Here is a 12,614-nt window from a genome sequence, read left to right as displayed (position 1 = left end):
TGCCCTGATGCCACCACCCCGCTTGCCCTCGGGCGGGGAGCTCGAGGTGTCCTCCGCCGCCGAGCAGCGCGAGCCGAAGAAACCGGGCACCACCGCCCGGATGACTATCGCGATAGAAGCCCCAGACCGCCCACGCGATGACCCCGAGGCAGAGTCCAAGGATCGACAACAACGCCCATATGTCCCAGTGCATTACGACACCTCCAGAGGTTTCCGGATCGGTGCTCAAAGCTTGAGAGGCGGGCTACTGAGAGTCATGACGAATCGGAAGATGCGAAGTGCAACTTCCGAAACCCCATGACACCTGCCGTTTTACGTGCGAACATCGTTCCAGAACGAAGCAAGCGCCCTTTCGGAACGGAAGGAAGCACCATGCCGAGCGTGGGCCAGACGCTGCCACTCCACCAACTCGGGCGACGGCTCAGACAATGGCGCGAGGATGCCGGCTACAGCCTGGAGAAGGCGGCGGCGAAGGTGCCCGGGATGAGTCAGACCGCCCTGTATCGATTGGAGAAGGGGCTGAAGGCGAAGCCCAATCCCCGTGATGTCAGAGCGATTTGCGAACTCTACGGTCTTCGCAACGACCTCATCGATGGTGCGGTCGGGCTAGCTATGCAGGCCGCTCAGAAGGACTGGTGGTGGCACGCTTATGGCGATCTGATTCCCGAAGGTTTCGACGTCTATGTCGCCCAGGAAACCGCGGCCGAAGCGATCCGGTCGCACCAGCCCAACCTGATTCCCGGCCTACTCCAAACACCCAGCTATGTCCTGGCGCTCATCCAGCGGGCGCTACCGGACGCCGGGCAGGACGAGTGGGAACGACGCGTCGAGATCAAGACGCACCGCAAGGCAATCCTGACCCGCCCCGACCCTGTCGCGATGGACGTTGTCATCGGACAAGCCGCGTTGCACCACCGCGTCGGCAGCCCGACGATCATGGCGGCTCAGCTTCGGCATCTGACCGAGATGAGTGCGCTCCATCGCAACATCAGTCTGCGAATCCTCCCTTTCGAAGCGGGATTTCCCTGCGGCGCGAGCATGCCACCGTTCGTGATCCTCGACTTCGGCACGACCACCGACGGCTCGCCCGTTGAGCCGCGCACAGTATTCCTCGAGAATGTGGTCGGCGGGATCTACCTCCGCAAGCCCGACGACGTGGAGTTTCACGATCGCGCTTACAGCACCATCACCCAAGCAAGCCTCGACGCCAAAGCAAGCCAGATCCTGGTGACGCGGTTGGCAAAGGAGTACGAGCGTGAATAGCGAACTACCCGTGACGAACTGGTTCAAGAGTAGCTACAGCCAACCCCAGGGCGAATGCGTCGAGGTAGCGTTCCTCGACTCCGGCAGCATCGGCGTCCGCGACTCCAAGAACCCCACAGGCCCGTCCTTGCTCTTCGATCCAGGCGAGTGGGACGCGTTCACACTGGGCGTCAAATCCGGCGAGTTCGACCGTGCGACGGGTGATTGACAACAAAAGGTGCTCAAACACCGAAGATTAGATGTTTCTGAAATCTGGCTCCCGACCCTACTGTTGCTCCTCGACCGGCCCGCCGGAGTGGCCCGGGTCACCATTCGTCAGTGGCGCCGATCAATCGGATTGGTCTCGCGACGATGAGGATTCGGAATGAGGAAGCTAGCCACGGTGCTGCTCTTGCTCGGAACACTGGTGGTTCCGTTCATGCACGGCACCGCTCCCGCACACGCTGATCCCGGCGGTATGAAGGGTCCGTTGAGTACGAGCGGGCGGTACATCGTCGACGCCAACGGCAATCGGGTGAAGTTGAAGTCCGGCAACTGGCACGGCTCGAGCGGCACCTGGACCGGCAGTGGCGACGACGAGGCCACCGCCAACAATTTCTCCGAGGAGAACGGGCACCGCGCCCCGCTGGGCCTCGACCGGGTGCCGATGGCCAAGCTGATCGGCGACTTCAAGGCGCTGGGGCTCAACAGCATTCGCCTGCCCTTCTCGAACGAGATGATCACCGACAGCCGGGCAGTGCAGGGCCTGACCGCGAATCCGGAACTCAACGGCCTACGGCCGATCGAGGTGTACGACCGGGCCGTCGCCGCGCTCACTTCGGCCGGACTCGGCGTCATCCTCAACAACCACACGACCACCACTCGCTGGTGCTGCGCCGTGGACGGCAACGAGCGCTGGAACTCGGGCCAGTCCTGGGAAAAGTGGATCGACGACTGGGTATTCATGACCGCCCGGTACCGCAATGACCCCGGGGTCATCGGCGCGGACCTGCGCAATGAGGTGCGCCGCGACACCTGGGACAACCCCAACTGGGGCCAGGGCGACAGCCACGACTGGGCCGACGCCGCACAGGAAGCTGGCGACGCCATTCTCACCAAGGGCAATCCGGATCTGCTCATCATGGTCGAGGGCGTCAACTGGATGGGCATCCCGACCGACCTGACCTGGCATGAACGACCGATGCTGGAGCCGATGAAGCGGCTGTCCACCACCTTGGTGAAGTCCCACAAGGTTGTCTACGCGGTCCACTTCTACGGCTACATCGGCCCCAAGCACACCGGCGGCACCGGCATCAGCGGCGGTGAAACCCACGACCCGCGCTTCCGCGACATGTCGCGCACCGACCTGTTCAAGTCGATGGACGAACGCGCCGGATACGTCGCCACCACCGCCGACACGCATTTCACCGCCCCGGTCTGGGTCAGCGAATTCGGTATCGGCAAAAGCGATGCCAACGACCTGGACAAGGCGTGGTTCAAGAACATGGTCGACTACCTGATCGAGCGCGACCTCGACTTCGCCTACTGGCCGATCATCGGCTACCAGCAGAACGACAAGGGCAACTCCTGGGGTCTGCTGCGCTATGACACCACGGGCGGGCTGCGCAAGATCACCGACGCCGACGACTGGCGCGGTGCGCATTTCAGTCGCCTGATCGAGGCGAACGGCTTCACCGGCAAGGTCAACCCGAGCCGCACCTGGTCCATGCTCCAGGGCATCCACGAGGACGACAACCGCTCGATCCGCGCCGCCGCCGACTGGGACAGCGGCGCCCACAAGATGGTGTGCCCCGACGGCCAGCGGCTGTTCGGTGTCACCGACCGTGGTCAAGGCGGCCTCTGCGGTGACGCCACCCTGGGCGATCTGTGGCAGTCGGGCACCAATGCGGTCAAGGTCAGCACCGAGAAGGTCAGCACCGACTGGGCGAGCGGTTTCACCAAATACCAGTGCACCGAAGGCCAGTTCATGATCGGCTACAGCCTCCGCGGCGACTCCATGTCCGGAATCCTGTGCGCCCCCGCCCGAGTCCCGCTGGCAGGTTCGGGCCGCACCCTGTGGTTCGACCGCGGCGACAACCGCCCCTCCTCCGGCGAGGGCGGCGACTGGGCCAACAGCTACTACAAGGGCCAGTGCAATGCCAACGAGTACGTCGCCGGAATCGCCTTCTCCGGCAACAACAACCGCGGTAACCGCCCCCAGGCCCTGTACTGCCGCACCCTCCCCTGAGCCCCAGCTGTCCAGCAGCCGAAGCTCACCGATCGGGGCGTGACCCCGCCCCGGGAACCCAGGCCCACCGGTGCCCGGCCGTCTCAATCGGAGACGGCCGGGCACCGTCCTCGCATTCCGGCCGGCGGACTCGCAGCGGCTCGCCCGGACAGCCTTGATCTAGACTGCGCGCCATGATCGGTGGTCTCGGATTCGTCTGCTCGTGCTGTGGAGTGGCCCATTCCGAGGTCCCGATGAATTACACAACCGCGGCCCCGGTCGTGTGGGAGCCGGACTTCGCCGATGCCGAGGACTGCCTGCTCTCGTCGTACCGTGTACGCGAGATCGCCGAAACGGCGCAAATCCACTAGCCGCACCCACGCCGACCGATAATCGCGCCGCGCCGCCGATGCCGGAAGAAGACCGCGAACTCCAGGCCCCCACGTGAAATCGGTTCAGTGCATGGGCACGTTGAATTTACTGCAATAGTCGGCCGGCGGCGTGGCCTCGTTCAGCAAACGCACACAGATAACAGCGATCAGAGCGATACCCACACAGGTGATCAGCGTCGGAACGATTCCACTGATGTGGCGGCGAGTCGCCGAGGTGCGCAGCAGGCTGTTGGCGACGACCGCGAGCAGTCCTGTCACCAGACCCACGAACGACATGCTCAGCAGCCCAGTAACACCGAGAAACATGAGTGCGAAACCGGCTCCACCATCGATGATGTGGACGCAGTCGAGGGTTATGCCCACCATCCGGTGGTAAGTCCACGCCGCCACCATCACACCGATGACCGGATAGAGCAGAATCAGCCAGGGCGACCACCGACGCGGCATCACATAAACCCGGCCATCGGGATATTCGTCGCAAGCATGCGATCATGCTGGCACGCAACGACGAAACCCCTCGACGGTCGCGCCGGATCCACGCGAAATCTCCACGGGCTCTCCACAACTGCCTATAGAAGTCCCACGGCTGCCTCGCTAAAGGCCATCCATATCGCATAGGACCACGAACTCCGTGCGGCCCAGAATGAGAAGGCTCACCGTAATGCCGCATTCCGCGCTGACCGCAACGGCCAGCGCGAAATCTGCTGCCATCACACTCGATCAGTGGCCTTCCACGCTTCGGTGACACACCCCTGCTCCCAGTGCCACCAGCCCTGCTCCGCACCATGTTCCAACAGCTTGCGGATCTGCGGCAGGTCCGCGTCCGGCGGTACATCCAAGGCCACCATCCGGTAGTGCTCAATGCCTTCGCCTGTCGTGCCGAGGCGGTGGAAGGCCTTCAATACGCTCTCCCGGGCGGCAGCCGAACCGTCGTCTTTCAGCACGATCAAGCGGATGGTGCAGTTCTGCGAGGGCTGGACCGTCTCGCCGGCCCAGAGAACACCCTCGTCATCCGGCTGCACCGTGATGATGTCCCCGCTGGCGACTCCACGGACGAACCAGGGTGTGTTGTCCAACCGCACGGTACCGTCACCGAGGTCTATCGCCCACAGGCTTTCGACGCTTGCCGGCGGCCAGCCCCGCTCATCGATGTCCATGCGGAAGTGGACTTTCACGTGGTCGTCACGGATCTCGGTCACCGGCCCATCCTCCAACATCCACACCGCGCGGCGCGCTGACCGAACCGGCTTGCGCGGCGCGCGTCCAGTTCGGATGGTTCGCGCTGTCGCGACACTCACTCTTGAACACGTTCAAAAGATGGCCTAGCCTCATAGTTGAACACGTTCAAATCAGCGAGGAGCTGGGGAAATGAGTCTTGTCGTCATCACATACGCGACCTACACGATCGTCAGTTTGGCGGTTACGTTCTGGGTGGCGCGGGTCCTGCATCGCACTGGCGCGCGGTTTCTGGTGGATGTCATGAAGGGGGACAGCGACCTCGCCGAGGCCGTGAATCATCTGCTGGTCATCGGGTTCTGGCTCGTCAACGCAGGCTTCGTGGCACTGGCCTTGCGCATCAGCGTTCCGGTCGATGATGCGCGTGTCGCGATCGAGGAACTCGCCATGAAACTTGGCCGGGTCCTGCTCGTACTCGGCGGCATGCACTTCGCGAACCTGATCGCCCTGAACAAAATTCGGCGCAGCAGGCACACGGAGCAGCAGGCCGGTGTCCCGCCGGTTGCGTTCGACGCCGCCCAACTAGCCTGAGCCCATGCCCCGCCCCGAGCCCGCGACCGCGCGCGGCGAGGAAACTCGCCAGCAGATCATCGACGCCGCCCTGCGCCTGTTCGAGCAGAACGGCTATACGAAGACCACCATGCGCGCGATCGCGGGCGAAGCCGGTGTCAGCGTCGGCAACGCCTACTACTACTTCGCATCCAAGGAACACCTGGTCCAGGGGTTCTACCAGCACATCCAGGCCCTGCACCAACAGCAGGTCGAGCAGGCCCCCCGCAGCGACTCCCTCGCCGACCGATGGCAGACGATGGAAATGGCCTTCGTCGATGTAGCCGCGCCCTACCACGAGTTCGGCGGCAAGTTCTTCGCCATCGCCGCCGAACCCACCAGCCCGCTCAGCCCGTTCAGCGACGAAAGCCGACCCGCCCGACAGACATCCACCGCCATCATGGGCGACCTGGTCATCGGCGCGGACGTCAAGGGTGACAAGCGGCTGCTGGCCGAGCTACCGAATCTGCTGTGGCTGGCCCACATGGGCATCGTCCTGTTCTGGGTCCACGACCGCAGCCCCGACCAGCAACGCACCCGACTGCTGATCCGCCGAACCGCCCCGCTCGTCGAACGCATCGTGGCACTGTCGAGGCTCCGTCCACTGCGCCCCGTCCTCTACCCAGCCCTGGATCTCATCCAGGACCTCAGCAACTGATCAATCGCAATGCACGCCTCAGCCGCATACCGCGCGGACCGAGCCGGCCGGGATGCAGGGTGCGCCTGAGTACTTGGGTCAGATAGTCCAGGTGATGGGGTAATTGGCGTATGTCGCGGTCTCTGCCGTGAACGTCACGCCCACTGCCCTGAGGTCATCGCGGGCTCTGACCCTCATCTCCTTCAACTCGTCCATCTGTGCCGCATGCTCCTCGGAGTCCCAGATGCTGACCTGGGAGAGCGAGCCTTCAGGGGAGACGCCCGCGTACCAGTGCAGAAGCCCGGGGAGCTGTTTGATTGCGGGGATCAGGTATTCCGAGGTCTTCTTGTCCGCGGCGACGACCGCGTCGTACAGGTTCGGAGCGAAGGTGACTCGGCCGACGCGGACGACGGCGGTTGGCGGGAACTGCTCTGTCATCGCGTTCGGATCCCTCTCGGCAATGCTGGAAGATCTTGTTTCCCAGACGATCCCACCGTCCGGCTGGTAGATCAACATCAACCTTGGGCGCGCCGCCGTACCGGACGCGGTGTCAATCTCCGGCGGCGAGGTTGTCGAGCAGGATTCCGCCGTTCCGGGGATATGTCCGACCCTGCGACAAAAAGTCAGTCAGCTGTATGACTGTACGGTAGGTCGCGGTGCCGCCGGTATGCAAGAGTTGTGACGAGGTTCGTCGGCCCGTGCAACGAGGAGAGTCCGTGGTTTACGTCAAGGCGTCCGAACGCGAGGAGCAGATCGTCGCGGCCGCCATCAGGGTGCTCAGCGACGTGGGCGTGCCGGCCACCACCCTGCGCGGCGTGGCCGCCGAAGCCGATGTTCCGCTCGGGACCTTGCAATACGTGTTCTCCAGCAAGGACCAGCTGCTTCGCCGGGTCATCACCAAGGTGATCCACGACATTTCCGAAGCGCTGCGGCCGCACCTCGACCTCGACAAGGGCGTCGAGCACGCCCTGCGCCAAGGGGTGACCAGCTTCTGGGAGAAGCTGGTGGACAACCGGATCGGACTGCAGATCATGCAGTACGAGCTGATGAGCTACTCCCTGCGCAACGAGTCCGGCGAGCTGGCCCGATTGCAGTACGAGAGCTACAGCTCGGTCGTCACCGACTTCTGCGAGCAGGCCGCACGGGTCACCGGGGAGCGCTGCGCCGTCGGCTTCGAGACACTCGGACGCCTCGCGCTGGCCCAGGTCGACGGACTGATACTGCAGTACATCGCCAAGCCCGACCCCGTGCGCGCCCGGCGCGACCTGCAGCAGGCCCTGGACATGCTGGTCCTCTTCGCCGACCCCCAGCCGGTTGCCCGCCGGGCCCGGCCGCGGGCGACCGCGGCGCCCGACGACGAGTAACCGCTCCGATCTCACCGCCTATTGCGTCCCGGGCCACAGGCTATCTATCGTGAGTCATACCGCTGACCGACTTTTGTAGCCTTTTGGAGCGTGGCGAGATGACCCAGCACTCACCGATCGATCAACCCGGCGATCGAGGATCCCGACCAGTCGGAGTCGCCGTCATCGGCGCCGGCATGGCCGGACTCGTCGCCGCCCGCGAACTGCACCGGCAGGGAATCGATGTCCTCGTGCTCGAATCCGCCGCCCGGCCCGGCGGGCGGGTGCTGGCCGAAACCACGGTGTTCGGCTCGAGAGTCGACCTGGGCGGCCAATGGATCGGCCACGGCCATCACCGTTTCGAGAAGCTGGCCGCCGAACTGGGCGCCGATGTCTTCGCCATGCACACCCCCGCGCGGCCCGTCATCGTCGAAGGCGGCGCCACCGTCGGGTACGGGGGTCGAGATGCCCTGGTCGCCATCGCGACTCTGCTGACCTGGGAGATCGTTGCCAGGCTCCGGACACCCCGGTCATGGCAGCGGCAGAGCGTCCGGTCGTGGCTGCGGCGGATACCCGGTCGTCGTGCGCGACGCCTGATGGAAGTCCTCGTCTCGATATCGACCACCGCCGACCTCGACCGGTACTCGATGCATGCCCTCCTCGACATGGCCCGCTACCAAGGTGGATTCACGGCCATGCTGTCCACCGCGGGCGGCGCGCAGGAAAGCCTGGTCACCCAGGCGGCGGGCACGCTGGCCGAACGGCTGGCCGGCGAACTCGACGGGAGGATCGTGTTCGACAGTGCGGTCACCGCCTTGCACCGCGACGCGACCGGAGTCACGATCCACTCGGCCTCGGGCGCCTACCGCGCCGAGAAGGTGATCGTGACCGTCCCGCCCCCGATGGCCGCCCGGATCGCACACCAGCCCCCGCTGCCCGCCCACCGGATCCGATTGCAGGACAACACCTATATGGGATCCGTGTACAAGGCGATCGCCGTCTTCGAGCGACCGTTCTGGCGCGAACGCGTGGACGCCGAGATGATCGTGCTCACCGAGCCGGGGATGGCGATATTCGACACCTCGCCACCGGATGGGCCGGGGCACCTGTGCGTGCTCATCGCCGGCCCCGAAGCACGCGATCTCGAGGAGCTCGGTCCCGACGCCCGCCGCTCGACCATCCTCGGCCCTATCGCCGACCGTCTGGGCTCCGAGGTCCTCGCGCCGCGGGGTTGGCATGAGAAGGCGTGGCATCAGGACGTTCACGCCGGAGGGGGCTATTCGGCACTGCCGAGCATCGGTCACGACGACGGCTACTTCCCGCACGCCGCCGAACCGACCGGGCCTATCCACTGGTCGGGAACCGAAACCGCCCGCGAGCACGCCGGATACATCGAGGGCGCCATCGAGTCGGGTGAGCGCGCGGCTCACGAGGTCATCGCGGCGCTGTCCGCCGCCGCACCCGAGCGCAGCCTCGGCACCGACTCACCGAAGCACCCGTGAAGCCCATGCGGGGATCTGGACCAGGCTGAGCTGGTGCTGTCCACCGACCGCGAAAGCCCCTGCCACCGATCGTCGTATCGGTCCCGGTCGGATTGGACAGCCGCATCCGGAGATGATCCCGGTCCCGTAGGCGATCATGGCGCGCGGTCAGTGCCCGGCGTGGTGAGGTGTTCCGGCCTGTTGTCCCGGATCCACGACCACGAACTGGCCCATCATGCCCAGGTCCTCGTGCCAGAGGAGGTGGCAGTGGAACATGTACGGGGCGTGGGGATCTGCGGGGCCGTCGAAGCGGACCAGCAGTTTCACGGTGGAGCCCGGAGCGACGAAGACGGTGTCCTTGGCGCCGCGCAGGGACTCGGGCGGTTGGCCGCCGTCGACCTCGGCGACCGCGAATTGGGTGTCGTGGATGTGGAAGTTGTGTGGGGTGCCGTCGCCGTTGTGGACGACCCAGGTCTCGGTGGCGCCGCGGGTCACGGTGGCGTCGATGCGGCTCATCTCCATTGCCTTGCCGTTGATCTTGCCGAACTCCAGCTCGAAGGACCGCTCCCCCACCGAGTCCGCGGCCTTCGGCATCTGCGGGGTGACGAGGTGGTCGGGCAGGGGCGGCGCCGGTCGGAGGGTGGCGGCGGCCCGTAGTTCGAGGATGTCGAATCGGTCGTCTCCGCCGCTGAATCGGTTGGTGAACATGTCGAGTCCGGCGTCGAGGCGGTCGCTGCGCAGGGTCACGCGCTCGCCCGGCCGCATGCGGACCACGATTTCGGCGCGCTCGCCCGGGGACAGTTGCACGTGCTTCAGCCGGGCGGGGCGCTCCAGCAGGCCGCCGTCGGTGCCGATGAGCGCGAAGTCGCGGCCGTCGGAGAGGCCGAAGTTGTAGATGCGTGCGGGGGACGCGTTGACCAGGCGCAGTCGCACCAGTTCGTCGCTCACCTCACGGTAGGGCGCGAGGGTGCCGTTGACCAGGACCTCGTCGCCGAGGAATCCGGCGTCGCGGAACGCGCCGTGCCCGAAGTCGAACCGCCCGTTGCGGAATCGGACGTCCTGCACGAGCAGCGGGAAATCGTCGACACCGTAGCTGTGGGGCAGCGCGAGCGCGTCCGACGCGTCGTCGTCGAGCAGGAACATCCCGGCCAGCCCCCGGCTGACATGGGTCTCGGTGGCCCCGTGCGGGTGCGGGTGATACCAGAGGGTGGCCGCGGGCTGTTCGACCGTCCATTCCGGCTTCCACTCCGCACCCGGTTCGACCATCTGATGCGGCCCTCCATCCATCGCGGCGGGCACATGCATGCCGTGCCAGTGCACGGTCGATGCTTCCGGCAGTTCGTTGCGGACCCGCACTCGAACCTGCTCCCCGCGGCGCGCACGCAGGGTCGGTCCGAGATGCTCACCGTTGAATCCCCAGGTATCGGTGACCTGTCCGGTGCGGAATTCCATACTGCCGGAACGCATGTCGAGTTCGAATTCCCGCACCCCGTCCGCCGCCACGGTCGACCGGGCCAGCGGCGGGATGGCCAGCGGGCGCACGAAATCCACCTTCCCCACGGTGGATACTTCAGCCGAGGTGTACACCCAGGCCGTCGCAGCGCTCAGCCCGACGACCACAACCAGCACCGCCACGCCCAGCCGGACCAACACCCGCCGCATCCGAGACCCGTCTCTCATGCCTCGAACGCTAGGGAAGACCCGCAGTTCCGCGGATCCGGCGGATCCCCCAAATCCCTCCCTGATTCACCCGAGAGAATCCCCGGTGGATCCCCTAGGCCGGGTGGGTGCGCAGGGCCGCGGCGAACCAGGTGAACACCGGCCCCATGTCGGGCATCTCCGGCCAGCCGTTGATGGCGGATACCAGCCGCCAATAGCGCTCCACGCGTGGATCATTGGCCACCTCGAGCCGTTCCAGTATCCAGCGGCGCAGACGCGCGTCGTCGGGCTTGCCGAAGGTGTCGGCGTAGCGCGCGGTCAGCCTGTCGACGACCGTGGCGGCGGCCTCGGAGTCGGCGCTCAGTCCGTCGGCGAGGGCCTTGCCGATATCGGTGCGGACGGCTTCGGTCAGGTCGTGGTGCAGCCCGGTGGTGTCGCCCTCGGCGCGTTCGCGGGCCTGGTACTCGGCCATGGCCCGGACCGATTCGCGGAAGTCGTTGTCCTGTACCAGTTCCACGAGTTCCATCCACGCCGTGATCTGCGCGACGGTCGGGTCGTCCGGCAGTTCGGGCATGCTGGTGCGGACCAGCTCCACCATGGCGGGATTGGCGTCCACGCCGCCGTACGCGGCGTCGACGAAGTCGTCGATCAGCCGGCGGCGTTCGGCCTCGGACAGGCGCATCAGGTTGTGCATGAGTTCCATTTCCTCTCGGTGGGAGCCCCGCTCGGCCACGGCGCGCAGGACCGCGCGCCGCATCCGCAGGATCCGGATCTGCACGTCGAGCGCATCGGCGTGGGCCGCGGCCACCGCGGTCAGCGAGGTCTCGCGCGCCAGCACCCGCGCCACGGTGGGCAGGTCGATGCCCAACTCACGCAGGGTGCGGACCAGTTCCAGGCGGGTAGCGGCCGCGGCGTCGTAGAGCCGGTAGCCGGTCGGGGTGTGATCGGTCGGCGGCACGATCCCCTTGTCGGAGTAGAACCGGATCGTCTTGACCGTCAACCCGGTCCGTTCGGCCAGAGCCCCGATCGTGAAGAGCGTGTCGTCGTCCATGCCCCAACCTTCCTGTCTCCCCCGGATGGAGACTCAAGTCCTCCGGCTATCGTCGGACCGATAATCGGAGATTCCGAGATTTCGGGACATGCGAAACGGAAGCGGCGATGACCGAGACGAGTTCGACAATGCAATCCGCGGCCGGAACTCGCCTCAACCGGAAGGGGCGGGAGACCAGGCAGCGGCTACTCGATGTGGCCATCGGCTGTCTCGCGACGGGGTCCGGGGAACCGCTGTCGGCGAATCGGGTCGCCCGGGAGGCCGGGGTCAGCTGGGGGACGTTGAAGCATCAGTTCGGCGATATCGACGGACTATGGGCGGCCGTGCTCGTCGAATTGACCGATCGCACCGGGGCGAACAGCCCCGAGAGCTGGCCGCAGGTGACCGGGACGATCCGGGAGCGGGTGTGGGAGATGGTCGATGCCATGTGGACCATCCTCGGCACTCCCGAGGGGCGGGCGGTCGAGACGCTGCGGGCCGGACTGCCCAATGGCCAGCAGGAACGGCTCGAGGATTTCCCGCTGACCACGGCGGCGATGGCCGGGTACGAGGACGCGTGGCTCAGGGCCTTCGAGTACTTCCTCGCGGACCTGCCTCTCGACGCGGGCAAGGTGCATCGCGTCCAGGCGCTGATCCCGATGGCCATGCGCGGCATCAATAACGAGCGCCGGCTGTCCACACCCGCCGAACTGACCGAAGCGCGTCACTGCCTGGTCGACTCCATAGCGTTTTACCTGCTATAACTCACATTCTTTGAGAACCCTCGTTGACAATTGCGATGGGGAGGTCCACTGTTA

General features: G+C 65.8%; 13 protein-coding genes. 8 read left to right on the top strand and 5 right to left on the bottom strand.

From position 1 onward, the window contains the following. The first annotated feature begins 372 nt into the window (after positions 1-372). The 3 genes from ACFRAQ_RS05335 (at position 373) to ACFRAQ_RS05325 (ending at position 3,490) form a co-directional block, all read left to right on the top strand. Positions 373-1,263 (top strand): helix-turn-helix domain-containing protein, encoded by an 891-nt coding sequence (locus ACFRAQ_RS05335; protein ID WP_379094394.1) that lies wholly within the window; start codon positions 373-375, stop codon positions 1,261-1,263. Beyond that, positions 1,256-1,471: a DUF397 domain-containing protein gene (locus tag ACFRAQ_RS05330; protein WP_379094392.1), complete on the top strand. Its 216-nt coding sequence runs from the start codon at positions 1,256-1,258 to the stop codon at positions 1,469-1,471. Before ACFRAQ_RS05335 ends, ACFRAQ_RS05330 begins: the two co-directional genes overlap by 8 nt. A gap of 156 nt (positions 1,472-1,627) precedes the next feature. After that, positions 1,628-3,490 (top strand): glycoside hydrolase family 5 protein, encoded by a 1,863-nt coding sequence (locus tag ACFRAQ_RS05325; RefSeq protein ID WP_379094390.1) that lies wholly within the window; start codon positions 1,628-1,630, stop codon positions 3,488-3,490. 434 nt (positions 3,491-3,924) lie between these two features. On the opposite strand, the gene ACFRAQ_RS05320 is transcribed toward ACFRAQ_RS05325, so the two are convergent. Together ACFRAQ_RS05320 and ACFRAQ_RS05315 are read right to left on the bottom strand one after the other, a co-directional pair. Further along, entirely contained in the window at positions 3,925-4,308 is a 384-nt protein-coding gene (locus ACFRAQ_RS05320; RefSeq protein ID WP_379094388.1) for a hypothetical protein, read from the bottom strand. A 263-nt stretch (positions 4,309-4,571) separates the two neighbouring features. After that, the gene (locus tag ACFRAQ_RS05315) at positions 4,572-5,060 is read right to left on the bottom strand and encodes a DUF4265 domain-containing protein (protein ID WP_379094386.1); all 489 of its coding nucleotides are present in this window, start codon (positions 5,058-5,060) and stop codon (positions 4,572-4,574) included. A 169-nt stretch (positions 5,061-5,229) separates the two neighbouring features. Here ACFRAQ_RS05315 and ACFRAQ_RS05310 point away from each other — a divergent pair, with 169 nt between their 5' ends. Together ACFRAQ_RS05310 and ACFRAQ_RS05305 are read left to right on the top strand one after the other, a co-directional pair. Continuing rightward, entirely contained in the window at positions 5,230-5,628 is a 399-nt protein-coding gene (locus ACFRAQ_RS05310) for a hypothetical protein (RefSeq protein WP_379094384.1), read from the top strand. 4 nt (positions 5,629-5,632) lie between these two features. Beyond that, positions 5,633-6,304 (top strand): TetR family transcriptional regulator, encoded by a 672-nt coding sequence (locus ACFRAQ_RS05305; RefSeq protein WP_379094382.1) that lies wholly within the window; start codon positions 5,633-5,635, stop codon positions 6,302-6,304. A 78-nt stretch (positions 6,305-6,382) separates the two neighbouring features. On the opposite strand, the gene ACFRAQ_RS05300 is transcribed toward ACFRAQ_RS05305, so the two are convergent. Next, complete coding sequence (locus ACFRAQ_RS05300; RefSeq protein ID WP_379094380.1) at positions 6,383-6,796, bottom strand: hypothetical protein; 414 nt, start codon at positions 6,794-6,796, stop codon at positions 6,383-6,385. A gap of 203 nt (positions 6,797-6,999) precedes the next feature. Here ACFRAQ_RS05300 and ACFRAQ_RS05295 point away from each other — a divergent pair, with 203 nt between their 5' ends. Together ACFRAQ_RS05295 and ACFRAQ_RS05290 are read left to right on the top strand one after the other, a co-directional pair. Beyond that, a complete protein-coding gene (locus ACFRAQ_RS05295; protein WP_379094378.1) occupies positions 7,000-7,647 on the top strand; it encodes a TetR/AcrR family transcriptional regulator in 648 nt (215 codons plus the stop codon). 98 nt (positions 7,648-7,745) lie between these two features. After that, positions 7,746-9,128 (top strand): flavin monoamine oxidase family protein, encoded by a 1,383-nt coding sequence (locus ACFRAQ_RS05290; protein WP_379094376.1) that lies wholly within the window; start codon positions 7,746-7,748, stop codon positions 9,126-9,128. Between the two features lie 147 nt (positions 9,129-9,275). Here ACFRAQ_RS05290 and ACFRAQ_RS05285 read toward each other — a convergent pair whose 3' ends face one another. Then, on the bottom strand, positions 9,276-10,787 hold the full coding sequence (locus ACFRAQ_RS05285) for a multicopper oxidase family protein (protein ID WP_379094374.1): 1,512 nt from the start codon (positions 10,785-10,787) through the stop codon (positions 9,276-9,278). 94 nt (positions 10,788-10,881) lie between these two features. Further along, positions 10,882-11,817 (bottom strand): MerR family transcriptional regulator, encoded by a 936-nt coding sequence (locus tag ACFRAQ_RS05280; protein ID WP_379094372.1) that lies wholly within the window; start codon positions 11,815-11,817, stop codon positions 10,882-10,884. A gap of 107 nt (positions 11,818-11,924) precedes the next feature. On the opposite strand from ACFRAQ_RS05280, the gene ACFRAQ_RS05275 reads away from it, so the two are divergent. Continuing rightward, positions 11,925-12,560, top strand: a complete 636-nt coding sequence (locus ACFRAQ_RS05275; protein ID WP_379094370.1) for a TetR/AcrR family transcriptional regulator — start codon at positions 11,925-11,927, stop codon at positions 12,558-12,560. Positions 12,561-12,614 lie beyond the last annotated feature (54 nt).

It is taken from the genome of Nocardia sp. NPDC056611, assembly GCF_042792755.1.
GTDB lineage: Bacteria > Actinomycetota > Actinomycetes > Mycobacteriales > Mycobacteriaceae > Nocardia.
This window is presented reverse-complemented; position numbering and strand designations above follow the sequence as displayed.